19 protein-coding genes are annotated in these 26403 nt (G+C 67.3%); 13 read left to right on the top strand and 6 right to left on the bottom strand.

Annotation, left to right across the window (positions count from 1 at the left end):
* Positions 1-36: 36 nt before the first annotated feature.
* The 4 genes from ACU6WY_RS08580 to ACU6WY_RS08565 all read right to left on the bottom strand — a co-directional run bounded on the left by ACU6WY_RS08580 (position 37) and on the right by ACU6WY_RS08565 (position 10913).
* The gene (locus tag ACU6WY_RS08580) at positions 37-7002 is read right to left on the bottom strand and encodes a DUF6531 domain-containing protein (protein WP_483819254.1); all 6966 of its coding nucleotides are present in this window, start codon (positions 7000-7002) and stop codon (positions 37-39) included.
* A gap of 1425 nt (positions 7003-8427) precedes the next feature.
* Positions 8428-9648: an MFS transporter gene (locus ACU6WY_RS08575; RefSeq protein ID WP_483819253.1), complete on the bottom strand. Its 1221-nt coding sequence runs from the start codon at positions 9646-9648 to the stop codon at positions 8428-8430.
* Complete coding sequence (locus ACU6WY_RS08570) at positions 9645-10079, bottom strand: MarR family winged helix-turn-helix transcriptional regulator (protein WP_483819252.1); 435 nt, start codon at positions 10077-10079, stop codon at positions 9645-9647. Before ACU6WY_RS08570 ends, ACU6WY_RS08575 begins: the two co-directional genes overlap by 4 nt.
* A gap of 36 nt (positions 10080-10115) precedes the next feature.
* Positions 10116-10913, bottom strand: a complete 798-nt coding sequence (locus tag ACU6WY_RS08565) for an IclR family transcriptional regulator (protein ID WP_483819251.1) — start codon at positions 10911-10913, stop codon at positions 10116-10118.
* A gap of 106 nt (positions 10914-11019) precedes the next feature.
* On the opposite strand from ACU6WY_RS08565, the gene ACU6WY_RS08560 reads away from it, so the two are divergent.
* Genes ACU6WY_RS08560 through ACU6WY_RS08550 form a run of 3 tightly spaced genes read left to right on the top strand, consistent with a single transcriptional unit; the run spans position 11020 to position 13632 of the window.
* Positions 11020-11793 (top strand): CoA transferase subunit A, encoded by a 774-nt coding sequence (locus ACU6WY_RS08560; protein ID WP_483819250.1) that lies wholly within the window; start codon positions 11020-11022, stop codon positions 11791-11793.
* A gap of 1 nt (position 11794) precedes the next feature.
* A complete protein-coding gene (locus ACU6WY_RS08555) occupies positions 11795-12448 on the top strand; it encodes a CoA transferase subunit B (protein ID WP_483819249.1) in 654 nt (217 codons plus the stop codon).
* Positions 12445-13632, top strand: a complete 1188-nt coding sequence (locus ACU6WY_RS08550; protein WP_483819248.1) for an acetyl-CoA C-acetyltransferase — start codon at positions 12445-12447, stop codon at positions 13630-13632. Before ACU6WY_RS08555 ends, ACU6WY_RS08550 begins: the two co-directional genes overlap by 4 nt.
* A 41-nt stretch (positions 13633-13673) precedes the next feature.
* Here ACU6WY_RS08550 and ACU6WY_RS08545 read toward each other — a convergent pair whose 3' ends face one another.
* Positions 13674-13928 (bottom strand): hypothetical protein, encoded by a 255-nt coding sequence (locus ACU6WY_RS08545; RefSeq protein WP_483819247.1) that lies wholly within the window; start codon positions 13926-13928, stop codon positions 13674-13676.
* Positions 13929-14061: 133 nt separating this feature from the next.
* On the opposite strand from ACU6WY_RS08545, the gene ACU6WY_RS08540 reads away from it, so the two are divergent.
* From ACU6WY_RS08540 to serA, 9 genes are all read left to right on the top strand, one after another.
* Positions 14062-15480: an alpha,alpha-trehalose-phosphate synthase (UDP-forming) gene (locus ACU6WY_RS08540; RefSeq protein ID WP_483819246.1), complete on the top strand. Its 1419-nt coding sequence runs from the start codon at positions 14062-14064 to the stop codon at positions 15478-15480.
* On the top strand, positions 15477-16256 hold the full coding sequence (gene otsB / locus ACU6WY_RS08535) for a trehalose-phosphatase (RefSeq protein WP_483819245.1): 780 nt from the start codon (positions 15477-15479) through the stop codon (positions 16254-16256). Before ACU6WY_RS08540 ends, otsB begins: the two co-directional genes overlap by 4 nt.
* A 9-nt stretch (positions 16257-16265) precedes the next feature.
* Positions 16266-17987 carry a dihydroxy-acid dehydratase gene (gene ilvD, locus ACU6WY_RS08530; protein WP_483819244.1) on the top strand — a complete coding sequence of 574 codons (1722 nt, stop codon included), beginning with the start codon at positions 16266-16268 and terminating at the stop codon, positions 17985-17987.
* Positions 17988-18030: 43 nt separating this feature from the next.
* Complete coding sequence (locus ACU6WY_RS08525; RefSeq protein ID WP_483819243.1) at positions 18031-19836, top strand: acetolactate synthase large subunit; 1806 nt, start codon at positions 18031-18033, stop codon at positions 19834-19836.
* 1 nt (position 19837) lies between these two features.
* Positions 19838-20347 carry an acetolactate synthase small subunit gene (gene ilvN, locus ACU6WY_RS08520; RefSeq protein ID WP_483819242.1) on the top strand — a complete coding sequence of 170 codons (510 nt, stop codon included), beginning with the start codon at positions 19838-19840 and terminating at the stop codon, positions 20345-20347.
* Between the two features lie 67 nt (positions 20348-20414).
* Positions 20415-21440 (top strand): ketol-acid reductoisomerase, encoded by a 1026-nt coding sequence (gene ilvC / locus ACU6WY_RS08515; RefSeq protein ID WP_483819241.1) that lies wholly within the window; start codon positions 20415-20417, stop codon positions 21438-21440.
* A 97-nt stretch (positions 21441-21537) separates the two neighbouring features.
* Positions 21538-22029, top strand: coding sequence for a DNA polymerase III subunit gamma/tau (locus ACU6WY_RS08510; RefSeq protein WP_483819240.1), 492 nt, complete (start codon positions 21538-21540; stop codon positions 22027-22029).
* On the top strand, positions 22026-22364 hold the full coding sequence (locus ACU6WY_RS08505) for a bacitracin resistance protein (RefSeq protein WP_483819239.1): 339 nt from the start codon (positions 22026-22028) through the stop codon (positions 22362-22364). The genes ACU6WY_RS08510 and ACU6WY_RS08505 overlap by 4 nt, the downstream gene beginning before the upstream one ends.
* A gap of 163 nt (positions 22365-22527) precedes the next feature.
* Positions 22528-24132 carry a phosphoglycerate dehydrogenase gene (gene serA, locus ACU6WY_RS08500; RefSeq protein ID WP_483819238.1) on the top strand — a complete coding sequence of 535 codons (1605 nt, stop codon included), beginning with the start codon at positions 22528-22530 and terminating at the stop codon, positions 24130-24132.
* Positions 24133-24228: 96 nt separating this feature from the next.
* Here serA and ACU6WY_RS08495 read toward each other — a convergent pair whose 3' ends face one another.
* Positions 24229-24771, bottom strand: a complete 543-nt coding sequence (locus ACU6WY_RS08495) for a TetR/AcrR family transcriptional regulator (RefSeq protein WP_483819237.1) — start codon at positions 24769-24771, stop codon at positions 24229-24231.
* Between the two features lie 78 nt (positions 24772-24849).
* Between ACU6WY_RS08495 and ACU6WY_RS08490 the strand changes: the two genes are divergently transcribed.
* Entirely contained in the window at positions 24850-26388 is a 1539-nt protein-coding gene (locus ACU6WY_RS08490) for an MFS transporter (RefSeq protein ID WP_483819236.1), read from the top strand.
* Positions 26389-26403: the final 15 nt, after the last annotated feature.

Below are 26403 nucleotides of genomic sequence, written 5' to 3'. Positions count from 1 at the left end.
GGAGTATCAACTCTCGGTATTGTGCAGCTAACGGATTCACCGCAGTTCCTCTCCTCTAAGAAGTCGGTTCAGAGTATCAAGTCCGAACTGTCGCTGATACTCATAGGGGCTACCCGCAAGCGCGTCCCGCACCCGCACCCCTGGGCGGACTTGTCTGTCAATAGAGTTGTAATATGCAGCGCGTTTGTTGTTGATGTGGCTGGGCACCGCAATCATATTGCACGGATCGTTGATCTGTTCGGCAGAGAATCCTGACCGGCGGATCTGCGACTGCTCGACCACATGATCCCAGTCCATTCCGGGACCTGCAGCGCCCAGGTCCCGTTTCGCTGCGGGGAACGAACGGTACCCCTCGGTTTCGTCGCAGTCCGGTAGCTCGACGCCACCGAAATCATCCCCACCCCCCGACCCGCTCGCTCCGCCCGTCTGCGTTCCGGGTACCGCCGGCATCGGGCGTGATCGCCTGCTCTCGCCGACGTTCTGAGAGACACCGCTGGCCCCAGGGGCGCCCGCGACTGGCTCCATGGGTAGGCACAACGCTATTGCGGACGCCCGAGATGCGCATGCCCTGACCACACCTGCGGTCGGTGCGAGACACGTGCTGATCGTATTCGCCAATCCGCACGGAGGCAGCGTCGACCCTGCCTGATCGGCAGCGGGGAGAGATACGACCCCCGCGATGGAGCCGTCGTTCCCCGACGACACCTTGGCGCCCCAGCGGTCGAACTGCACGGTCGGATCCGCCGGACGTGGGGGAGGAGCACCATTGCCCCCCGGCGTTGTAGCAGCGCCGCCGCCCTCGCCTGTGCCGGTTGCAGGTCCGTTTCCTCCCCCGCCAGTGCCGGCTCCGCCACCACCCCCGCCGCCGGGGCCACCCCCGCCCCCTCCGCCGGGCGGCGATGTGGGTAAGGCGAAGATAATTGATAGCGCTGTGATGACGTCCGCTGCGACAAGGACCCAGCCCAAGCCTGGTATGAGCCTGGAAGCGGCCCGCCCACCGATCTTGCGCGCAGCCGCCTCTCCAGATTCACCGACGAACTCACGGCCCAGGGCATCCAGCACCGCGCGTCGCTCCGGGGTCCAGAAGTCGCTGGCTGTGCGTTGAACATTCCGCGCGATGTCGCCAACGCCTCGTTCCACCTCTCGCCACAGTTGATCGACGAATCTCCCGGTGGAGTCCGTGAACGTGATGGGGTTTGACGCGCCGTAGGCGTATCGGTTGAGAGAAGAGAATCCGTCGAACGGGAAGACGGTCGAGTCGCGGCTCAGGAACGCGCGCAATCCCGCGTCATACCATCTCGCACCCATCCATGTCGTGCTTGACGCCATATTGGTCCAGTCTGCCTGGAGTCCCAGCGCGGATGGCTGGGTCTCCGTGCCCGGAGCCCAGTCCGTCTCAGCGAAGCTGGCCCCGAAGGGCTCGCGCTGCACGCGACTGGACATGGTCGGATCGACGCCCCTCGGCACGCCGCCGGTAATGTCGCCGTGTTGATTCGGCACGAGCACGCGCGCGCCATACGCTCCCAGCGATGCGAGCGGTGTCCCGTCGGGGGCGCGGAATACTTCCTCCGCGTCGTCGAGGCCGACGGCGGCTATGCGTTCTGGGTCCGAATCGAGATCGGCGTACCAGAAGAGCCCTTGCTCGCCGCCAGCTGACGTAAGGCGTCCCAGCGCATCGTAGCTATACGCCACGCCATCGTCTGACACGAGTTGTCCGAGGGCGTCGTATTCGAGAATTCTGGTGTCGAGCACCTCTCCATTCCTCACCCGTTCCACTTTCGTGACGTTCCCGCTCGCATCGACGTTGACGCTCGTCACTTCTGGAGGGCCGTAGTCAAAGTCCTCAACTACCGCCATTATTCGACCGCGTTCATCCCTCGCCAGGTCTTGCTGCGTGACGTTTACCCATTGCTGGTCGAGGTTCCCCGCGTCGTCCCACTGATACTCGCGTTCGTACCAGCTGCCTGTTGCTCCGTTCCCATTCCCCGGTTTCCAGCGCACGAGACGGTCAGCGAGATCGTACTCATATGCGCCACCACCACTCATTCCGCTGATGCTGCTCTCGACGACGTTGTCGTTTGAGTCGTAGTGATACTCCGTCTTTTCAAGGGACCTCCTCGCACTCCAATCCGCCGTCTCTACGCCCTCGAGCCGCCCGTGCGGGTCGTATGTGCGGCCGATCTCGACGGTGTCGGTGAATCGGGCGGACTCCGCGCCGCTGGCTGTGTCGTACTTCCAGCCGATGGGTCCTAACGGCCCCCCTTGGAAGGTCGCCAAGCGCCCTCCCTCGTCATACGAGAACGTCTCGAACCGAATGTCGGAGGCACGGGAACTGAGTTGAGAATCGGCGGTGTAACCAAATGACATTGATCGCCCTTGAGGGTCGCGTGAGCTCTTGAGCAGTCCTCGATCCGTCCATGCGAGCGTTACGTCCCCGGTGGCGTTGCGCGCGGCCGTCAATCGCCCATCCAGGTCGTACTCGAAGCTCCTTTCGGCCGGTCTCGGTCCGTCAGACAGCTGAGAAGCTGCCGATTCCCGCACCAGTCGATTGAAGCGGTCGAACTCCCTGGTCACTCGGATCGCGCCAGGGCGCTCCTCCCTGGTCTGATTCCCGGAAGCGTCGTACTCGAAACGCCAAGACCGTTCCGAAAGGTTCGGATGCGTGCGCGTCGCCGCCTCGACCTGGAGTGCTGGCCTATCCCAGGAGTCGTATAGCGTCCATGTGTCCGTTCCATTTCCGTCGGTCGTGCGGACACGGTTGCCGCGTGCGTCGTATCCCGCGCGCATTGTGATCGTCTTGCCGACCGCCACCGGTTGGGTGATCGAGGTACGTAGGTTTAGCGCGTTCACGCTGTACGACGTACGAGCACCGCGCGGGTTCGTGAATGCGATCAGGTTCCCGGCGAGGTCATACTCGTAGGTCGACGTGAGGCGCGACCCGTCTGTGCCGACTCTCGTCGTAGACGTCTTCCTGCCGGCCAGGTCGTAGACGCTCTCGACCGCACGCCCGGCGCCGTCGGTCGCCCGAGTGATCCGTCCTGCGACGTCATATTCGAACCGATCAGGTCGTGTCCGCCCCGGATGCCAGATTGCGGTCGCCTCCCCTGCCGCGTTCCGGTCATATCGTGTGACCCGACCGGCGGGCGTCGTCACTGAGATGAGGTCACCGGCCGCGTTGTAGGCGAAACTCGTCACGAAGTTGTACGAGCTCGTTCCGACGCGTTCCCTTGCTGAGACGGCAACAACGCGGCCGAGACGGTCATATGCATAGGACGTGGTCGCACCAGTCGGTGAAGTTGACGACGTGAGCTGACCAGCAGAGTCGTAGGTGTATACGGTGCTCGGCCGTACGAGCCAGGCCACCTCCGGTGCCGTCTCCCTTACGAGGTTGCCGGCGACATCGTATTCATAGTCAGTGACGCCACCGCGGGCGTCGATCTTCGTGACCAGGTCGCCCGCAGCGTTGTACGAGTACTGAATCACCGGGTGCACTTCCGAACCATCGAGACGCGTGTAGGAAGGCAAGTGCTCGCGGACCATGCGTCCAGCTGCGTCGTAGTCATATTTGGTGACGCCGTGCCGGTCTGCGATCGAAGTCACGTCCCCGAATGCGTTGTAGGCGATGTCGGACGAGTCGGCTTCACGGCGCTGCGTCGCTCCACGAAACGCGCTTGAGTCCGCTGCATTCGCGTTCGTGGGTGCGTCGACAACGATCATTGGGCCAGAACTGTGCACGACTCGACCGTTTGCGTCGAAGTACGACCGCCGTGTGTAATCGCCTACCGCCGTGCCCTGCTCCAGATGCCGCGGATCCTTGGTGGCCGTAATTTGCCCGCGAACGTTGCGGTCCGTCACAGTTTTCAGTGACGCGATGTCGTCGAGCCACTGACGGGTCGCAACCGGATCACCACTCGCATCTACGTCGTATGTCACCCGCTCGGTCCGCGAAGAATCCGACAGCCGCATCTCGACGACGCGCCCCGCCGCGTCGCGCAGCGTGGTCGAGATGCGGTTCAACCCGGCCGGATCTACGACGGTGGCTGCAAGTCTGCCTTCGGCATCGTACTGAGAAAGGACGACGCGCCCGCCAACCGTTTCACGGGTCACACGCCCGACGCCGTCGAATGACCGCTGCCACAGCGTTGTAAGGATGCTTGCTCCGCCGGGCGCTACTCCGATTGGACGGCGCGCGCGGAACGCGAGATCGTCTCCCGTGTATTCGTAATACGTGATCCGTCCCGCAGCGTCGTAGTCGTAGTCGATACGTCCCGCCCTGTCGTATCCATATTCCATGAGGGCGGCACGCTGCCCGCTTCCCACAGCGCCGACGTCCGCCAGGATCTGCCTGAGTTGTCCCTTGTTGGTGTATGTGTAGTTGGTGAGCCGTCCACGCGCGTCTTTCATACTTGAGACCCGCATCGGGTCTTCGGTCGAGTACGTGTAGCTCGTGATGGCCCCCGATGGAGAGGTTTCTGTCGAGAGTTGTCCCCTCGCGGTATAAGTGAAACTTGTGGTGCGAGCGGGCTCGACCTCGGCCAGGGTCGAACAGTTGAGCGCGCGGCGAGTCTCTGCCACGAGAAGCCCGTCTCGGTCGTACTGGTATTCGATGACGAGCTGAAAATCCTCGCCGCTTAGCCAGTCAGACGTGCAAGGACGCGCTTCCCGAGTCATCCTTCCGGCGTCGTCATAGGCGAATGTGGTTTGGGTCGGTGTTACTCCGATGCCGCCAGTACGCTCGATCGTCACGAGCCCTCGGGCATCGTAGGCGCGCGACGTCACAAGTCCTCTGCGGTCACTGGTTCGTGTGGCATTCCCGAACTCGTCATACGAGTACGTTGTAGTCCCTGCGGCTGTCGTCTCCGTGCGCAACAGCCCTGCGGGCATCGTCTTGCCGGCTATCGGGGCGCCGACGACGTTGACCGCTTGTTCCTGGCCAGTGGTGTACGAGTAGTCAACATCCTCCCCGGAAGGTGAGCCCGGAGTGGGCGGCCCGTCTCGGCGAATTAGCCGGCCCGCGGTGTCGTAGTGGAACATGTCCACATAGTTCGCCAGTGGTGTCAGCGAGGAGTCGGGAGCAGTCGAAACTCCGGCGAGCCGAATGATTGGCATCTGGGGATTTGGTGAAACGTCTTTGTAGTAGCTGGTGCTTCGCGCGTTCAGCGCATCACTTGTCTGGCGATATGTCAGCGCGGTGGTCATGTTGCCGTACGCGTCGTAGTAGAAGTCCTTTGTGTTGCTGTTCTCGTCGATGACGGCTTGCAAGCGCCCGCTCGCGTCGTAGTACCAGTACCGATGCGGCGTGCTGAGAAGGTCGGCAGTCTCGACGCCTTTGAACGAGTAGCGCAGTCGACCCTCCAGATCGAACTGGAGCGTGTCGAAGTAGCCGTTGCACTGCTCGCTTGAGCCGCTCACCTGGCGCGACTCGCAGTAGAGGGCGGTGAGTCCACCGAATGCGTTGTAGCTATCCCGATACCACGTTGTTGACCCGGTCGCAGGGGGGGCGAGCAATCGGATTGTTCTTGGGGCCGAGCCTGGTTCGGTCAAGGTGAAGGTGCGCTCTCGGTGCGTCGTTCCAATATTGCGCCACGAGCTGGCGCTGGAGAGGCCTGGGAGTACGCGCCCTTCCGCTGTGGTGACGGTCATCCCGATCGTCGAAGTAGACCATCCGTACTTCTTCACGCCTTGCATGGGGTCACGCACGGACACGAGCCGATCGCAACTGTACGAGTACTGCCAAATCGATCTGGCTTCGCCTTCACGTTCCACGCTGACACTCATGACGTATGGGCGTGTGGGAATGTTCCCTTCGATGCAAGAAGACGAGGGAGGTCGGCCCCAATCGATTTTGATTTGTTTCCCAGACGGCTTCTGTGTGACGGTGCGCACGAGATCGGCGGCGTAGCCGAATTCCCACGACCCGGCTCCCGGGAATTCGATTCGGCGGATCGCGCCGCCTGCGTCGAAATCGACGACCTCACCGTTCGACTGCGCAACACGGATCGACGAGTCCGGGTTGCGCACAAGAACATTGCGCATCCCGAGGTGCGCCGCGCCGACGTAGCCGCTCCCAGACGGAGCGAAGGTCTCCTGTCGTCCGTCCGGGTAGGTGATCGTGATCTGACCGTTTGACGAATCGCGGACAGCTCTGGCGTCCAATGCAGAGATCCAGCCCCGTCCGAAGACACCTTCCGTGTTACGCGCGCCACTCGAGTACGTCCGGTCGACGGAAAGGGGGAGGTTCTCTGTCTTCAGTTCGACATCTCGCTCTGTGTGAACGAAGACGCCGTAGGGCAGAAGTAAGCCGTGGACGTTCGTTAGCCCGAGCCCGTTGCCGACCTGGCGCCAGGTGTCCGGTTGCGGCACGACTACCTGGAAGCGGAGCAAGGAGGGGTTATCGCCCCCGTCACGCAAGCTGACACTGGCCTGTCCATCGGAAACCGTGGCGTTCCAGTAATACGTTCCTGTCCAATCCAGCGCACCGTCCGGCACTCGCCAGGATGAGGTGCGCGTCGGGCCCGATGTGCGACAGCCGATTGTGAGTTCGACGTTCGAACAGACGCGAAAGTCGTACGTCAGGGCGCTCGGGGAAGGCCAGGAATCCACATCACTTCCGGTCACCGTGAGGTAGGGAGTTCGCGTCGTTACCGCATCCGCCAGCCGCGGGCTGACGAGTGAGATCGAAGGCCGCTGGTTGCCCACCTCCAGCGAGGTCAACGGGCAGACGCCGCGCGGGCCGAGCCATCCAACTCCTGGCACGTTGATGTCCCACAGAATGAACCACGACCCGGGGCTGACGGGCCCCACGGCCGCGTCCAGCGTCCTGCTCCCACCTGCACCGAGCCCGTCGAGCGTAGTGAAAGGGCCGTACCCGCCCCTCTCGGACTGCGCACTGTCGAACAGTCGATAGGACAGCGATGTTCCTGTAGGCCAGGCCGTGCTTCCGGTGTTGGTCACAGTGACTTTGATGCGTCCCTGCCGATTGTGCATGACCGTCTCGGTCACCTGGTGGATAGCGACCGACGCGTTGTAGGCGGGTGCATCCCCTGGAAAACAAGCATTTCCGGTGGGTATGGCAGACCCTGTTGTCGTGCCTGAGCGTTTGGACCCCGCCAGTTGGAAGCTGAAGGCATCCCTTGCTGCAACAGAGGTAGCGGCGATGGGGGTGGGCGGAGGTGGTGGTGAGAGCGTCGGAGACGGAGAAAGCGTAGGGCTCGGCGACTCCGATGGTGTTGGCGTGGGAATCGTCGACTGCAACGGAGGTGGCGAGCTCGATGCGTCCGGTGTCGGCGATGGGTTCAGTGGCTTTGATTCGGTCGACGGCGCAACGCTCGGGCTGAGGTCTACGCTTTCCGGAGCGACGTATTGCGCCTCGGATCGCTCGAGCGGCGGCTTCACCACGAGGCCGCTCTCCCGCGCAGAAACCGCGGCCGCTTGCTCATCGGCGAGAGCTCGTAGCTCGGTTAGCCTCCTACCGAGTTCGGAATCGGCGGGTACGTCTCTTGGGGGAGAAGGGGCAGGCGCCTCACGCGCTGGGGGCGGCGTGTAGGCCGTAGACGGAAGCGCGTTTACAGGTAGATCGTTCTCCGCGATTGGCCCTTTGTCCGCGAAGGCGGGCTGCGGTACCAACATGCCCGCGAGTACGGATGCGGTGGCAAGTGATGCGAGCACGCGCGTCGAGAATCTCATATGTCCCCCCGGTCCTAGTCGCGTCCATATGGACGCCTCTTCATACCCGATCGGCGGCCATGAGATGTGCGGCGAGTTGCCCCCGCAGAATTCATGGGATGGATAAGATCTGGCCACCCGCTGCATCTCAGCTTCATTTCGGCATTCGTGGTGACTGCGACGCGACCGGTGTCCTATCGCCGGTCCGCATCGCTGATATCTGTCAGCGTCTCGCGCATGGTCGCCGAGTTAGTGCGCGTTGGGGCCGATAGTGTCGGCGCGTCCTTCTTTCTCGGCGCAACCGCTAGGACACGTGAGAGCCGCGGCACTTGTGTTCTTGCTACACGCCCGGCGCTCCGGGGCCTTTGAAGCAGGCCGCCGTAGGCAGGTCCACAATCATCTGAGGAAGTCGGAGATTCCATCCGTTCGGATGAGCTTCTATTCGCGGCATCGGTGAGGGCGGCCACGGAGTGTTTGATCGGCCGGCGACTAGTGTCGGCGCGAGACGGTCATCGCGGAGGATCTGTGTCGTGTTTCGAGTTGGATTCACGGAACGACCACGTGCGTCGAAGGCGAAGCCGCCGTTCACGACGCCGAGTGGATCGAGCAAGAGGAGGTGTGGCGTCGGTGAGAGCCCGACGCCTTCGCGAGGCCGCCGAGCGAGCAGTTGACCCAACTGTGGGACGTTCTTGCTGATCGGGTGCGGGACAAGGGGGCCTGACCCACCGCCGCATGTCCGGGGAGTGGCCCCGGTCCTACGGTTCAGCCCGCGTCGCCCACCAGCACGGCGGCGCCCTCGTCGGCGGCGCTCGGGTGCGCGCCGTCGACGTGCGCGAGAGCGCGGCGCCCGGCCAGGATGCAGCCGGCCGCGATCGCGACCGAGACCGCCGCCATGACGTAGGGCACACCGGCTCCCGCGGCGTGCCACAGGAATGCCGCCAGTGGCGGGGCGACGGCGCCGCCGAGGAAGCGGACGGCCGAGTACGCCGACGACGCGACGGAGCGCGGCAGGTCGGTGGCCTCCATGACGGCTTCCGTGAGCGCGGTGTTCACGACGCCGAGGACGAGACCACCGACGACGATGCACGCCACGAGCGCGGCGGGCGAACCGACGACGAACGCGGCCACGAAGAGGTCGACCGCCAGCAGCGGCAGCGCGACGAGGAGAACGGTGGTCAATCGCATCCAGCGCAGGAGCAGGGGAGCGACCCACACGCTCGTGATCGCGAGCCCGACGCCCCACCCGAAGAACGTCAGTCCGATGCCCATCGCACCGAAGCCGAGCGGGAACGGCGAGAACGCGAGCAGCGTGAAGAATCCGATGTTGTAGAACAGTGCGGTCGCGGCGAGGATCGCCAGCGCCGGACGCCCCAGGGCGCGGAAGGGCGCGCTGAACGCGATCGGCGTGCGGGCGGGCGCCGATCCGCGCAGGAGCACCGCGACCGCGACGAAGGCGATCGCCATCAGCGCGACGACACCGAAGAACGGCCCGCGCCAGCTGGCTTCCCCGAGGATGCCGCCGAGCAGCGGTCCGACGGCGATGCCGAGGCCCAGAGCGGCTTCGTACAGAACGATCGCGGCGGAGCTCCCTCCCGAGGCTGCGCCGACGATCGTCGCGAGCGCCGTCGAGATGAACAGGGCGTTGCCCAGGCCCCAGCCCGCGCGGAAGCCGATCACGGCGTCGACGCTGCCGCTCAGGGCGCAGAGCAGCGCGAACACGATGATGAGCGCGAGACCGACGAGCAGCGTCGCCTTTGCGCCGATGCGGCTCGAGATCCAGCTCGTCACGAGCATCGCCAGGCCGGTGACCACCAGATAGCTCGTGAAGAGCAACTCGGTCTCCACGGGCGACGCCTGCAGCGATTCGGCGATCGCCGGGAGGATGGGGTCGACCAGGCCGATGCCCATGAACGCCACCACGCAGGCGAACGCGACGGCCCACACCTGGGCGGGCTGCTTCCACACGCTGGGAGCGGCGCTCATCGCACGACCTCCGGCCGCAGGCCCACGCGGGCCGCGAGGGCATCGGCGCTCGTACGCACGGCATCCCACTCGGCATCCGTCAGGTCGGCGACGTGGGGGGTGAGCGCGGCGCTCAGGGCGACGAACCAGCGGTCGAGCTCGCGCAGCCCCTCGTCGGTGACGGAGACGACGCTCACCCGTGAATCCTCGGGATGGATGCCACGCGCCACGAGGCCGGCATCCTGCATCTGGTGCACGAGCCGGGTCATGCCGGGCTGCGAGACGCGGCTGAGAGTCGCGAGGTCGCCGAGGCGCTGCGGGCCGTGATCACGCAGCAGGGTGAGCGTGCGCCACTGCGCACCGGGGGCGTCGTTCTTGGTGTCGATGGCCGCGATGCGCGTCAGGGCGTGCACCGCGAGGATCAGTCTCTGGAGATCGTCGTCGCGGGTCATTCCCACAAATATACCCGAGGTATATACCGTAGGTATTTATCTACGAGAGAGTCGCGTCGTCAGCTGGTGGGCGTGGGCGAGCACGATCCGCCCGAGTTCCGCGAGGCGGTCGCCCGTGAAGCGGAACTCCACCCCCGTGAGACTCAGTGCCCACTGCGGCTCGCCTGCGGGGGTGAACACCGCGGCGCCCAACCCCCAGCTCCCCTCGACGATGAGGCCCGGATTCACCGCGTACCCGCGGGCTTTCGTGTCGGCCACCCGCGTGCGCAGACGCGCGGGGGAGTGTGCCGTGCCCCACCGTTCGGTGAGGTCATCGTGGCGATCGAGGTAGGCGTCCACCTCTTCGGGGGGTAGGAAGGCCAGGATCGCGAGCCCCGCCGAGGCGACACCGAGGGGGAAGCGAACCCCTTCCGAGAGCACGAACGAGCGGATGGGGAAGCTGCCGTCCTCGCGCACCAGGCACACGGTCTCGTCTCCTCGGCGCACGGAGAGGAAGGCGCTCTCTTCGGTACGGACGGCGAGGGAGCGCACGATGTCGCGCGCGATCGCGGTGATGTCGAACCGGGATGCCGCGACACTGCCCATGAGGTACAGCTCGGGTCCCGGCAGCCACCGGCCCGTCGCCTCGTCGCGGTCGACGAGACCCTCGTGGCGGAGCGCCGTCAAGAGCCGGTGGGCGGTGGGCCTGGTGAGGTCGGCCCGGAGGGCGAGATCCTGCGCGGACGCGCCGTCGACCCCCGCCGCGGTGACCAGGCGCAACAGGTGGGCGGCCCGGGCGATCGCCTGGGTGCCGGGGACGCTCGCGCGGGCGCCGGGTGTCGGGGCAGTGTCCACGATGTGGACGCTACCCGGGCTGGCATCCACATGGCAAGACTCACCGCGAGCCTCTGATGCGGGCGGTCGCACGATGAAGGAACGATCCCCGCACGAAGGAGTCCGCGTGATTGACAAGACCTGGCCATCGGCGGCCGACGCCGTCGCCGACATTCCCGATGGAGCGTCGCTCGCCGTCGGCGGCTTCGGCCTCTCGGGCAACCCGATTGCCCTCATCGAAGCCCTGCTCGCGCAGGGCACACGCGATCTTTCGGTCGTCTCCAACAACTGCGGCGTCGATGAGTGGGGGCTCGGCGTTCTGCTCGGCGCCGGGCGGATCCGCAAGATGACGTCGTCCTACGTCGGGGAGAACAAGGAGTTCGAGCGCCAGTTCCTCTCGGGCGAGCTCGAGCTCGAGCTGACGCCCCAGGGCACCCTCGCCGAGAAGCTTCGGGCGGGCGGCTCGGGAATCGCCGCGTTCTACACGCAGACCGGCGTCGGGACGCAGGTCGCCGAGGGAGGTCTGCCCCAGCGGTACGACGGTGCCGGCGGTGTGGCCGTTGCCTCTCCGCGCAAGGACGTGCGCACGTTCGAGGTCGACGGGCAGCCCCGGGAGTTCGTTCTCGAGGAGGCCATCACCACGGACTTCGCGCTCGTCCACGCGTGGAAGGGCGACCGTCACGGCAACCTCATCTTCCGCAAGGCGGCGCGCAGCTTCACGCCGGTCGCCGCGATGGCCGGGCGCGTGTGCATTGCGCAGGTCGAGCATCTCGTCGAGCCCGGCGAGCTCGACCCCGACGACGTGCACCTGCCCGGTGTGTTCGTCCACCGGGTCGTCGAGGTGGGCCCCGATATCGAGAAGCGCATCGAGAAGCGCACCGTCACCGAAGGAGCACGCTGACATGGCCCTCACTCGCACCGAGATGGCCGCGCGCGCGGCTCGAGAACTCCCCGACGGCGCGTACGTCAACCTCGGTATCGGTCTGCCGACGCTCGTGCCCAACCACGTGCCCCGCGGCGTCACGGTCGTACTGCAGTCCGAGAACGGCATTCTGGGGGTGGGTCCCTACCCGAGCGAGGATGCCGTCGACCCCGACCTCATCAACGCGGGCAAAGAGACGGTCACGACCCTCCCCGGCGCCGCGTTCTTCGACTCCGCGACGAGCTTCGGCATGATCCGGGGCGGCAAGATCGACGCCGCGATCCTCGGAGCGATGCAGGTCTCGGCCGCGGGTGACCTGGCGAACTGGATGATCCCCGGCAAAATGGTGAAGGGGCCCGGCGGAGCCATGGACCTCGTCCACGGCGCGGCCCGCGTCATTGTGCTGATGGAGCATGTCGCCAAAGACGGGTCGCCGAAGATCGTCGATACGTGCTCGCTACCGCTCACCGGCCGGGGAGTGGTCGACCGCATCATCACCGACCTGGCCGTCATCGACGTCACCCCCGGCGGTCTCGTGCTCGTCGAGCTCGCCCCCGGGGTGAGCGTCGACGAGGTCCGCACCGCCACCGAACCCCCACTGACGGTCCGGATCCCCGAGGAGCAGATCGCATGACCGCCGACACCGACGTCGTCATCGTCGCCGCCGCCCGCACGCCCCAGGGCCGTCTCAAGGGGCAGCTCGCTCCACTCACGGCGGTGCAGCTGGGCGCCGCCGCGATCGCGGGGGCGTTGGACCGCGGCGGCATCCCGGCCGGAGCGGTGGATGCCGTGCTCGTCGGGCAGGTGCTGCAGGCGGGCCTCGGGCAGAACGGCGCGCGTCAGGCGGCGATCGCGGCCGGTATCGGCTGGGACGTGCACGCGGCCACGATCAACAAGGTGTGCCTCTCGGGGCTCACCGCGATCATCGACGCCGCCCGCATGCTGCGCTTGGGAGATGCCACCGTCGTCGTCGCCGCGGGCATGGAGTCGATGACCCGTGCTCCGCACCTGCTGATGAACTCGCGCGAGGGTTATGCGTACGGGGCGGTCGAGGTGCTGGACCACCTCGCCTTCGACGGTCTCACCGACGCCTACGACCGCGAGAGCATGGGCGCCTCAACCGAACGGGCGAACGCCCGCTTCGAGGTCACTCGCGAAGATCAGGATGCCGTCGCCGCCCGGTCGCACCAACGCGCCGCCGCGGCGCGAGAGGCGGGCGTCTTCGACGCCGAGATCGTGCCGGTGTCGATTCCGCAACGGAAGGGCGACCCGGTCGTCGTCCGCACCGACGAGGGCATTCGCACCGAGACGACGATCGAGGCACTCGGCCGGCTCCGCCCCGCATTCGCCGAGGGCGGGTCGATCACCGCGGGCAACGCGTCACAGATCTCGGACGGGGCCTCGGCGGTCGTCGTCACGACACGCGGCGTCGCGAACACGAACGGGTGGGACGTCCTGGCGGTCGTCGGGGCGTCCGGCCAGGTGGCGGGTCCCGACAACTCGCTGCACGCCCAGCCCGCCCGCGCGATCCAGCGAGCCTGCGAGAGGCAGGGGATCTCGGCATCCGATCTGGATCACGTCGAGATCAATGAGGCATTCGGGGCGGTGGTCGCCCGCTCGCAGGCGGAGCTCGGGATCGCCGACGAGGTGGTCAACCCGCACGGCGGCGGGATCGCGATCGGCCACCCGATCGGGGTGTCCGGCAACCGCCTCGTCGTCCACGCCGTCCACGAACTCATGCGTCGGGGGAGCGGTACGGCCGCCGTCGCGCTGTGCGGGGGCGGCGGACAGGGCGACGCGCTGATTCTCACGCGCTGATCGGATGCCGGGCCCGGGGGCCTGGCATCCAGCCCGGTTTCTCAGCGGGACAGACGCTTCTTCATCAGCTTCTTCTGCTTGCTCGCCACCGGGGAGTCACCCGAGACCTGCTTTCCGCGGCGGGCGCGGCGCGTGTCGACGACGGCCCCCACGGCCAGGGCGAGCGTGATGCCCCAGCTGAGCCACGCCAGCGCCGTGCGCCACGTGAAGTCCTCGTGGTTGCGCAGGCCGCGCAGCAACGTGATGCCGCCGGTGATGGCGCTGAGGAGTCCGGTTCCAAAGATGTACTGGCGCATGCGCCCAACCTATCGAGCCGGGCCTCGCGGGTGTCTGTGACTTGACAGCGCGCCATGTATAGCGCATTTGGAAAGCCCCGGAGGTGCCGCGGAGCTCACTGTTAGCCTGGGGTGAATCTACCGAGGAGGACCTGTGACCCAGGCCGATTTCGTCGTTGTCGCCAATCGTCTACCGGTGGATCGCACCCCCGACGGGGAGGGGTGGCGTCGTTCCCCCGGGGGACTCGTCACGGCCCTCGAGCCGGTCATGCGTCGCGCAGAGGGAGCGTGGGTCGGGTGGGCCGGGCAACCCGGAGTCACCCTCGATCCGTTCGACTTCGACGGCACGCGCCTCGTTCCCGTCGAGCTGTCGGCCGCCGACGTGCAGAACTACTACGAGGGATTCTCGAACGATACGATCTGGCCGCTGTACCACGACGTCATTGCGGCGCCCACGTACAAGCGCGCCTGGTGGGACGCGTACGTGCGGGTCAACCGTCGCTTCGCCGAGGCGGCCGCAGGCGTCGCCTCGACCGGCGGCACCGTGTGGGTCCAGGACTACCAGCTGCAGCTCGTGCCGAAGCTGCTGCGCGAGCTGCGTCCCGACCTGACGATCGGGTACTTCCACCACATCCCCTTCCCCGCCTACGGCCTCTACTCGCAGCTCCCGTGGCGCAAGCAGGTGCTCGAGGGTCTGCTCGGCGCCGACGTCATCGGCTTCCAGCGGGTGGCGGATGCCGGCAACTTCGCCCGCGCCGTGCGGCGGCAGCTGCGCTACGACACCAAGGCCAGCGGCATCTCGGTACCGGACGGCGAGGGCGGCACGCGCGTCGCGCTGGCCAAAGCGTTCCCGATCTCGATCGACGCCGAGTCGTACATCGAGCTGGCGCAGCGCCCCGACATCCAGGAGCGCGCCCGCGAGATTCGCGAAGGCCTCGGCAACCCGCGCAAGATCCTGCTCGGGGTGGACCGGCTCGACTACACCAAGGGCATCCGCCACCGGCTCAAGGCCTGGGGCGAGCTGCTCGAAGACGGGCGAGCGACCGTGGAGGATGCGACCCTCGTGCAGGTCGCGAGCCCCAGCCGCGAGCGCGTCGACGCCTACATTCAGTTGCGCGACGAGATCGAGATGACCGTCGGACGCATCAACGGCGATCACGACACCATGGGGCACACCGCCATCCGCTACCTGCACCAGTCGTATCCGCGAGAAGAGATGGTGGCGCTCTACCTCGCGGCCGACGTCATGCTCGTCACGGCGCTGCGTGACGGCATGAACCTCGTGGCCAAGGAGTACGTCGCCAGCCGCATCGACAACCGCGGAGTCCTGGTGCTCAGCGAGTTCGCCGGCGCTGCCGACGAGATGGGCAGCGCGCTGTTGATCAACCCGCACGACATCGGTGGACTGAAAGACACGATCATCCGTGCGATCGACATGCCCGCCGCCGAGCAGGGCCGCCGGATGCGGACCCTGCGCCGACGCGTGCGAGACCACGATGTGGAGGACTGGTCGCGCGAGTTCCTCGACGCGCTCTCCGCCTTCCACGGACGCGCTACGGGAGCGGGTGCATGACCGCCGCGGATGCCGCGATCGAAGCGGTGTCGACGACCCCGGTGCTGCTGGTCGCGCTCGATTTCGACGGCACGCTGTCGCCGCTCGTCGACGACCCGATGACCGCGCGGATGACCCCGCGCGCGCGGGCTGCCGTCGACGAGTTGGCGGCGCTGCCCCACACCGTGGTCGCGCTCGTCTCGGGCCGCTCCCTGGGGCACCTGCGCGAGATCGCCGAGCACGACGATGCCTCTCCGCTCTGGCTCGCGGCCTCGCACGGGGTGCAGTACTGGGTACCGGGCACCGGGGAGGAGCCGGCGCCCGACGACGCCGCCGACCTCGCGCTCCGCGACCGGCTGCGCACCGAGATCGAGCAGCGCACCGCGCACCTGAGCGGGGTCTGGATCGAGCCGAAGGAATTCGGCGTCGGCCTGCACACCCGTCGGGCGGATGCCGCGGACGCGGCGGAGGCGCGGGAGATCGTCGATCGTCTCGTCGACGCGGAAGCCCCCGCCTGGCGTCGCCGCACCGGACACGACATCCTCGAATTCTCCTTCCGCCACGAGGGGAAGGACTCCGCCGTCCAGCGTCTGCGGGAGCGCCTCGAGGCCACCGCGGTGATCTTCGCGGGCGACGACGTCACCGACGAGGACGCCCTGCGCTCCCTCGAGACGGGGGACCTCGGCATCCACGTCGGAACGGGGGAGACCGCGGCGACGCTCCGGGTGGCCGACATCGACGCATTCGTGGACGTCCTGGAGGCCGTGGCGCGTCAGCGGGCCGCTCACGCGCAATAGACTGCGAGAATGCCCGCACCGCAGAATTCCACCCCCGCCGGCGAGATCGACATCAAGCCCCGCAGTCGCGTCATCACCGATGGCATCGAAGCCACCACGTCGCGCGGAATGCTCCGCGGCGTCGGCATGGGCGACGACGACTGGGACAAGCCCCAGATCGGTATCGCCTCGAGCTGGAACGAGATCACCCCCTGCAACCTGAGCCTGGACCGTCTGGCCCAGGGCGCGAAAGAGGGGGTGCACTCCGGCGGCGGATACCCGCTGCAGTTCGGCACCATCTCCGTCTCGGACGGCATCTCGATGGGGCACGAGGGCATGCACTTCTCTCTCGTCTCGCGCGAGGTCATCGCTGACTCGGTCGAGACCGTCATGATGGCCGAGCGCCTCGACGGCTCGGTGCTCCTCGCCGGCTGCGACAAGTCGATCCCGGGCATGCTCATGGCATCCGCCCGCCTCGACCTCTCCAGCGTCTTCCTCTACGCCGGCTCGATCGCGCCGGGCTGGGTCAAGCTCTCGGACGGCACCGAGAAGGAGATCACGATCATCGACTCCTTCGAGGGTGTCGGTGCGTGCCTCGCCGGCCGCATGAGCGAGGCAGATCTCAAGCGCATCGAGTGCTCCTTCGCCCCGGGCGAGGGCGCCTGTGGTGGCATGTACACCGCCAACACGATGGCCTCCGTCGCCGAGGCGCTCGGCCTGAGCCTCCCCGGCTCCGCCGCCCCGCCGTCGGCCGACCGCCGCCGCGACTACTTCGCCCACCGCTCGGGCGAGGCCGTGGTCAACCTGCTGCGTCAGGGCATCACCACGCGCGACATCCTCACCAAGGAGGCGTTCGAGAACGCCATCGCGCTGGCGATGGCCCTCGGCGGCTCGACCAACGTCGTGCTCCACCTGCTCGCCATCGCCCGCGAGGCCGAGGTCGACCTGACGCTCCACGACTTCAACCGCATCGGCGACAAGACGCCGCACGTGGCCGACATGAAGCCGTTCGGCAAGTACGTCATGAACGACGTCGACCGCCAGGGCGGCATCCCGGTCATCATGAAGGCGATGCTCGACGAGGGCCTGCTGCACGGCGACGCGCTGACGGTCACGGGCAAGACGCTCGCCGAGAACCTCGCCGACCTCGATCCCGACCCGATCGACGGCACCGTCATTCACTCGTTCGACAACCCGATCCACGCGACCGGCGGCATCACGATCCTGCACGGATCGATGGCTCCCGAGGGCGCCGTCGTGAAGTCGGCCGGCTTCGACGGAAACGTCTTCGAAGGCCCCGCGCGGGTGTTCGAGCGCGAGCGCGCCGCGATGGACGCCCTCGAGGCGGGGGAGATCCAGGCCGGCGACGTCGTCGTCATCCGCTACGAGGGCCCCAAGGGCGGTCCCGGCATGCGCGAGATGCTGGCCATCACGGCCGCCATCAAGGGCGCGGGTCTCGGAAAAGATGTACTACTCTTGACGGACGGTCGATTCTCAGGCGGCACAACCGGCCTCTGCATCGGCCACATAGCTCCCGAAGCGGTGGACGCAGGTCCTATCGCCTTCGTGCGCGATGGTGATCTGATACGGGTCGATATCGCCGCTCGCACTCTCGACTTGATCGTCGATGACGCCGAGCTGGGTTCCCGCCGTGATGGCTGGGAGCCGCTCCCCCCGCGCTATACCCGTGGCGTTCTGGCCAAGTACTCCAAGCTCGTGCACTCCGCCGCGGAGGGCGCGGTCACGGGCTGACGGCCGTCCCCCTTTCACCCCCTTCTGGTTCCGAGGTCCCACCATGTCCGCCGAATCCGCCACGGCCGTTCCCCGGCCTCCCGCTCGCACCGCCCCGGCGCCCGTGCTCACGGGCGCCCAGGCGGTCGTCCGTTCGCTCGACCTGCTCGGCGTCACCGACGTGTTCGGTCTGCCGGGTGGGGCGATCATGCCTGTGTATGACCCGCTCATGGACGACGAGAACGTCCGCCACATCCTCGTGCGTCACGAGCAGGGCGCCGGCCACGCGGCCGAGGGCTATGCCGCCGCCTCCGGCCGCACGGGTGTCGCCATCGCGACTTCGGGCCCCGGTGCGACGAACCTCGTCACCGCGATCGCCGACGCCTACATGGACTCGGTTCCGCTTGTGTGCATCACCGGTCAGGTCTTCTCGACCCTGATGGGAACGGACGCGTTCCAGGAGGCCGACATCGTCGGCATCACCATGCCGATCACGAAGCACTCGTTCCTCGTCAAGACCGCCGAGGACATCCCCAGCGCGATCGCGGCCGCGTTCGAGATCGCCTCCACCGGTCGCCCCGGCCCGGTGCTCGTGGACATCACCAAGGACGCACAGCAGGCCGAGGCGCCCTTCGTGTGGCCTCCGAAGATCGACCTGCCCGGCTACCGTCCGGTGACGAAGGCCCACGGCAAGCAGATCCAGGCCGCGGCGCAGCTCATCGCGGCGGCGAAGAAGCCCGTCCTGTACGTCGGTGGCGGCGTGATTCGCGCCAAGGCGTCGGCCGAGCTGAAGACGCTGGCCGAGGCGACCGGCGCACCGCTGGTGACCACGCTCATGGCCCGCGGGGCGTTCCCCGACTCGCACGAGCAGCACCTCGGCATGCCCGGCATGCACGGAACCGTTCCGGCGGTGCTCGCGCTGCAAGACAGTGACCTCATTGTGTCGCTCGGCGCGCGCTTCGACGACCGTGTCACGGGCAAGGCCGCGCTGTTCGCCCCGAACGCGCAGGTCGTGCACGTCGATATCGATCCCGCCGAGATCTCGAAGATCCGCACCGCCGATGTGCCGATCGTGGGCGACCTCAAGGAGGTCCTGGTCGACCTCGAGGCCGCCTTCCGCGCGGCTGCGGCCGAGACCGAGGTCGACTACTCGGAGTGGTGGTCGTTCCTCAACGGCCTCCGTGAGGAGTTCCCGCTCGGCTACACGCCGACGACCGACGGCCTGCTCTCTCCGCAGCACGTGATCCAGCGCATCGGGGAAATGACCGGACCCGAGGCGATCTACGCCGCGGGCGTCGGTCAGCACCAGATGTGGGCGGCGCAGTTCATCAAGTACGAGCGCCCCAACGCGTGGTTGAACTCCGGCGGCGCCGGCACCATGGGGTACTCGGTGCCGGCCGCCATGGGCGCCAAGGTCGCCGAGCCCGACCGCGTGGTGTGGGCGATCGACGGCGACGGCTGCTTCCAGATGACCAACCAGGAGCTTGCGACCTGCGTCATCAATGACATCCCGATCAAGGTCGCGATCATCAACAACTCCTCGCTCGGCATGGTGCGCCAGTGGCAGACGTTGTTCTTCGACGGGCGTCACTCGAACACCGACCTGAACACCGGTCACGGCACCCGTCGCATCCCGGACTTCGTCAAGCTCGCCGAAGCCTACGGATGCCTCGCGATCCGCGTCGAGAAGGAAGACGAGATCGACGCCGCGATCCAGCTGGCGCTCGACACCAACGATCGCCCCGTGGTGATCGACTTCGTCGTGAGCGCCGACGCCATGGTGTGGCCCATGGTTCCGCAGGGCGTCAGCAACAGCTACGTCCAGTACGCGCGCGAGCACTCGCCCGCCTTCGCCGAGCAGGAGGACTGACATGTCCAGGCACGTTCTCAGCCTCCTCGTCGAGGACAAGCCGGGTCTGCTGACCCGCGTCGCCGGTCTCTTCGCCCGTCGCGGCTTCAATATCGAGTCGCTCGCGGTGGGCGTGACCGAGGTCCCCGGCCTCTCACGCATCACGGTCGTGGTCGATGTCGAGGGGCTGCCGCTCGAGCAGGTGACCAAGCAGCTGAACAAGCTCATCAACGTCATCAAGATCGTCGAGCTCGACGCCGCCAGTTCGGTCCAGCGCGAGCACGTCCTCGTCAAGGTGCGCGCGGACAACTCCAGCCGTTCCCACGTGCTCGAGGTCGTGAATCTGTTCCGCGCTTCGGTGGTCGACTATGCCGCCGATGCTCTGGTGATCGAGATCACGGGCGACAAGGGCAAGGTCGACGCCTTCCTCAAGGCCATCGAGCCGTTCGGTGTGAAGGAGCTCGCGCAGTCGGGCCTGCTCGCGGTCGGCCGCGGTGGCAAGAGCATCACCGAACGCGTTCTGCGCGGCTGAACTTCCCTCCCTTTCCACACACCCCCGGTCCCGTCGCGGGACCTGTATCCAAGGAGAAAGCATCCCCATGGCAGAGATCTTCTACGACGACGACGCCGACCTCTCGATCATCCAGGGCAAGAAGGTCGCGATCGTCGGCTACGGCTCGCAGGGTCACGCTCACGCGCTGAACCTCCGTGACTCCGGCGTCGAGGTCGTCATCGCGCTGAAGGACGGCTCGAAGTCGGCCGCCAAGGCGCAGGAGGAGGGCTTCGAGGTCAAGAACGTCGCCGACGCCGCCGAGTGGGCAGACCTCATCATGATCCTGGCGCCCGACCAGCACCAGCGCTCGATCTACGCCGACTCCATCAAAGACAAGCTGACCGAGGGCAAGACGCTCGCCTTCGCGCACGGCTTCAACATCCGTTTCGGCTACATCGACGCCCCCGAGGGTGTCGACGTCATCCTCGTGGCCCCCAAAGCCCCCGGTCACACCGTGCGTCGCGAGTACGTCGCGGGCCGTGGCATCCCCGACATCATCGCTGTCGAGCGTGACGCCTCGGGTTCGGCCTGGGACACCGCGCTGTCGTACGCCAAGGCCATCGGTGGTACCCGCGCCGGCGTCATCAAGACGACCTTCACCGAAGAGACCGAGACCGACCTGTTCGGCGAGCAGTCCGTGCTCTGCGGTGGCATGAGCCACCTCGTCCAGTACGGCTTCGAGACCCTCACCGAGGCGGGCTACCAGCCCGAGATCGCCTACTTCGAGGTGCTGCACGAGCTCAAGCTCATCGTCGACCTCATGTGGGAGGGCGGCATCGCCAAGCAGCGCTGGTCGATCTCGGACACCGCCGAGTACGGCGACTACGTCTCCGGCCCCCGCGTGATCTCGCCCGAGGTCAAGGAGAACATGAAGGCCGTCCTCGCCGACATCCAGTCGGGTGCCTTCGCGGAGCGCTTCATCGCCGACCAGGACAAGGGCGCGCCCGAGTTCCTCGAGCTCCGCGAGAAGGAGCAGGGTCACCCCATCGAGGCGACCGGCAAGGAGCTGCGCGGCCTGTTCGCATGGAAGCAGCAGGACTCCGACTACGTCGAGGGGTCGGCCGCGCGCTGATCCTCTCGCGAACGCCCTCGGTACCTCGGTGCCGGGGGCGTTCGCCGTTGCGGCGGGGCGTGGCCGCGGCGGCCGTCGGCGGGGCTACCGTGGACGGGTGAGCACTCCGCGCGACGACGACGCCCTCTCCTGGGACGGTGACGACGACCCGACCCTCGACGTGGGCGAGCGGACGACACCCGAGCCCGAGACGCCGATCTCCGAGACCGCCACGCGCGCGGTGTCACCTGTTCCCGAGCCCGCCGTGGGGGAGTCGCCCGCATCGGACGACCCCGCCGACGCTGACCCGACCTCCGCGCCGCTCGGCAATGCGGGGCTCATCGGCATCGGCATGGTCGCCGCGACTTTCCTCCTCTTCGCGATCGGCTGGGTTCTCGCCGGGCGACAGCTCCTCGGGCTCGGCATCCCGATTCCCGAGGTCACGGTCGTGGCGATGACGATCGGCGCGGCGCTCGCCCCGCTCGTCTGGTTCGTCGCCGGACTCGTGCTCACCCGCGGCTGGCGCACGTGGCAGCGGTTCCTCGTGCTGATCCTCGGGGTCGTGCTGCTCGTGCCGTGGCCGCTGCTGTCGATGGGAGCCCTGGTATGAGTTCGACCACGGGAACGCGTCGCCTCCCCGCCTGGATCGTCGTCACGATTGCGGGAGGCTTCGGCCTCTTCTACGCCTACGTCGTGTGGAGTTCTGTCGCTCTTCTGATCCTGCAGGTCAACGGGCCGCTGGGCCTCAACGGTCTCGGCTGGTTCGTCTACATCCTCCCGATCGTCTTCCCGCTTGCCGCGTTCGGCGTGGCCTTCGCCATCGGCGCGCGGCGACGCGCGGGGGAGTTCGCCCTGGCCATGCTCGCGGGCCTCACCCTCTCGGCCGCCTTCTGGCTGGCCATCGTCGGCTATGGCACGACGTCGTACGGGCTCTACGGGAGCTGACGTCGGGAGAGCGCGTCGCCCTTGCGTGAGCGTCACAGTGTCGGGGGCGGCTCCGGCTCCGCGCTAGGCTGACACACGGCCCGCACGGGTCGTGCGCCCGGTTCGCGCCGGCATCGCGCGACGGTGCGCGCCAGTCCCGTGCACCGTTTCGAAGGACTCATCCGTGACGAAGCCCGTCGTGCTCATCGCCGAAGAACTCTCTCCCGCCACGATCGACGCGCTCGGCCCCGACTTCGACGTGCGCCACGTCGACGGGACCGACCGCCCCGCGCTGCTCTCGGCTCTCGCCGACGCGCACGCGGTTCTCGTGCGATCGGCCACCAAGATCGACGCCGAGGCCATCGCCGCGGCGTCGTCGCTCAAGGTGGTCGCGCGCGCCGGAGTCGGTCTCGACAACGTCGACATCAAGTCGGCGACCGCAGCGGGCGTCATGGTTGTCAACGCGCCGACGTCGAACATCATCTCGGCGGCCGAGTTGACGGTCGGCCACGTGCTGAGCCTGGCTCGCCGCATTCCCGCCGCCCACGCCTCGCTCTCGCAGGGGCTGTGGAAGCGCAGCTCGTTCACCGGCACCGAGCTGTTCGAGAAGACGATCGGCATCATCGGTCTGGGCCGCATCGGTGCCCTCATCGCCGCCCGTCTGCAGGCGTTCGACATGCGCGTGATCGCGTACGACCCGTACGTCACCGCGACGCGCGCGCAGCAGCTCGGCGTGCAGCTCGTCTCGCTCGACGAACTGCTCGAGCAGAGCGACTTCGTGACGATCCACATGCCGAAGACCCCCGAGACCACCGGCATGATCGGCGCTGAGCAGCTGCGCCGCATGAAGAAGAGCGCCTACGTTATCAACGTCGCCCGCGGCGGTCTCATCGACGAAGACGCCCTGTACGACGCCCTTACCTCGGGCGAGATCGCCGGTGCCGGCCTCGATGTCTTCTCCACCGAGCCCCCCGCCGAAGACGGTCCGGCCCGCAAGCTCCTCGACCTGCCCACCGTGGTCGTCACCCCGCACCTGGGTGCCAGCACCGAAGAGGCGCAAGAGAAGGCGGGCGTGTCGGTGGCACGCTCGGTCAAGCTCGCGCTCGAGGGCGACCTCGTGCCGGATGCCGTGAACGTCGCGGGCGGTGCGATCGACCCGTTCGTTCGACCCGGCATCGCGCTGGTCGAGATGCTCGGTCAGTTCTTCAGCGGCCTCGCCGACAGCGCGCTGTCGAGCCTCGACATCGAGGTGCGCGGCGAGCTCGCCGCGTACGACGTCAGCGTCTACCGCCTCGCGGCCCTGAAGGGCATCTTCAGTCGCATCGTGAGCGAGACCGTCTCGTACGTCAACGCTCCCTTGTTCGCCGAGCAGCGCGGCGTCGAGACCCGCCTGATCGTCGAGGCCGAGAGCCCGCTGTACCGCAACATCACCATCCTGCGCGGCACCCTCGCCGACGGCTCCACGCTGACCGTCGCCGGTACCCTCGCCGGAACGCGCATGGTGCCCAAGGTCGTCTCGATCAACGGCTACGACATCGAGGTGCCGATCGAGCAGCACCACCTCGTCATGCGCTACGCCGACCGCCCGGGCATCGTCGCGATCTACGGACAGAAGCTGGGCGAAGCGGGCATCAACATCGCCGGTCTCCAGGTGGCGGCTCCGGATGCCACGGGTCGCGCCCTCTCGGTGCTCACGGTCGACTCGCCCGTGCCCGACGAGATTCTCGGCGCGATGCGCGAGGCCGTCGGCGCCGACCTGTTCCGACAGATCGACATCGTCGAGAGCTGAGGCTCCCAACGTCATCGGGGGGGGGTCGCTGTGGCGGCCCCCTTCTGCGTTTCGGATGCCACCGTCGCAATGCGCGATGTCGGGTGGCGGCCGCGGTCAGGTGGTGGCCGCGACGACGGCGGAGATGAGCGCGTCGAGGTCGGCGCCCTCCATCGTCGCACCGGGCACCGCGTTCAGATCGAGGACGGCGTTGAAGTAGAGGCCGTCGCTGACGAGCAGCACCATCTGCAGGGCCGTCTCGTCGCGGGTGTGCGGGCGCAGGCTCTCTTCCCACAGTTCACGGACACGCCGCAGAGACGCGGACGCGGCGTCGCTGCCGTTCTGCGCGAGACGTGAGACCGCGAGGATCGTCACGTCGAGCGGCGACCCGGTGTTCTGCGACGACCGCAGGTGGGCAGCCACCACGCCCTCGTCGGACTTCTCGATCTCATCGACGTCGTGCTGGGCGAGCGTCTCGAGACGCGCCACCAGCGCCTCTTCCAGGGCGCTCTTCGACCCGAAGTGGTAAAGGAGTCCGCCCTTGGAAACGCCAGCGGCGCGGGCCGTGGCATCCATCGTCGCGGCGCGTTCGCCGTCGTCGACGAGGATGCGCGTGAAGGCGTCGAGGACGGCATCGCGGGCGAGAGGGGGACGGCTCATGACTCCTCGATCGTAGGGGCGAATGTCTCGTTCCTCTGATACTATACCGGCTGGACGGTTTAGAAACGGAACGGAATCATGCTCACCTCGTCGTTGCCCACTCAAGAGATCAACGCCCCTCGCGCCGGCTGGCGCGGGTGGTTCGCGCTGGCCGTGCTGATGCTGCCGGTGCTGCTCGTCTCGGTCGACAACACGGTGCTGAGCTTTGCTCTCCCCGAGATCGCGCTCGACCTGCAGCCCACGAGCATCGAGCAACTGTGGATCATCGACGTCTACCCGCTGGTGCTGGCGGGCCTCCTCGTGACGATGGGCACGCTCGGCGATCGCTTCGGTCGTAAGCGCATGCTCCTCATCGGCGCGACGGGCTTCGCCGCGGTCTCCGCGCTCTCGGCCTTCGCGCCGACCGCCGCCGCGCTCATCGCCGGCCGCGCGCTCATGGGTGTGTTCGGCGCCATGCTCATGCCGTCGACGCTGTCGCTGCTGCGCAGCATCTTCCGCGACCGTGACCAGCGTCGGTTCGCGATCGCCGTGTGGGCGTCGGGCTTCTCGGCGGGCGCCGCTCTCGGCCCCATCGTCGGCGGACTCCTCCTCGAGCACTTCTCCTGGGGCTCGGTCTTCCTCATGGCGGTGCCGGTTCTCGTTCCGCTGCTCCTGCTCGCGCCGTTCTTTGTGCCCGAGAGCCGCGACCCCGCGCCCGGGCGCTTCGACCCGATCAGTGTGGTGCTCTCGCTGGCGACGTTGGTGCCGATCGTCTATGGCATCAAGAAGCTCGCCGTCGACGGTCCGACCTCTCTCGCGCCCGTGCTGTTCCTCGTCGGCATCGGGTTCGGCTGGGTGTTCGTGCGGCGTCAGCGGCGCCTCGCGACACCGATGCTCGACATGTCGCTGTTCCGCCGCGGCACCTTTTCGGGCGCCATCCTGGTCAACCTGCTGAGCGTCGTCGGACTTGTCGGCTTCCTCTACTTCGTGGCGCAGCACCTGCAGCTCATCGTCGGTCTCTCGCCGATGGTGGCCGGTTTCGCGCTGCTGCCCGGACTCGTGCTCATGATTTTCTCGGGTCTGGCGATCGTGCCGGTGGCCAAGCGCTTCCCGCCGCGCACGGTCGTGCCGGTGGCGCTCGGCTTCTCGGTCGTCGCGTACGTCATGGTGGCGTTCTCGACCGCGGATCTCGTCATGCTCATCGTCGCGTTCGGTCTGCTCGGCATCGGTATCGGAGCGGCCGAAACGGTATCGAACGAGCTCATCCTCTCGAGCGCCCCGCCGGCCAAGGCCGGTGCGGCCAGCGCCGTGTCTGAAACCGCGTACGAGCTGGGGGCCGTGCTCGGTACCGCGGTGCTCGGCGGCATCCTGGCCGCCTTCTACCGCGCCCAGCTCGTGCTCCCGGCGGGTCTGCCCGAGGGTGCCGCAGACGCGGCTCGCGAGACCCTCGCCGGTGCCGTCGCGGTGTCGCAGACGCTCGACGACCCGTCGCTCGCCGAGGCTCTGCGTACTGCGGCCGCCCATGCGTTCGATTCGGGTGTGGTCGTGACGGCGCTCCTCGGTGCGGTGCTCATCGTCATCGCCGCCCTCATCGCTGCCACTACCCTGGGAGGAACCCGAGGCGCGTCGACGAAGTGATGCGCCCTGAGCGCT

Source organism: Microbacterium sp. ZW3a (genome assembly GCF_057167165.1).
This window is presented reverse-complemented; position numbering and strand designations above follow the sequence as displayed.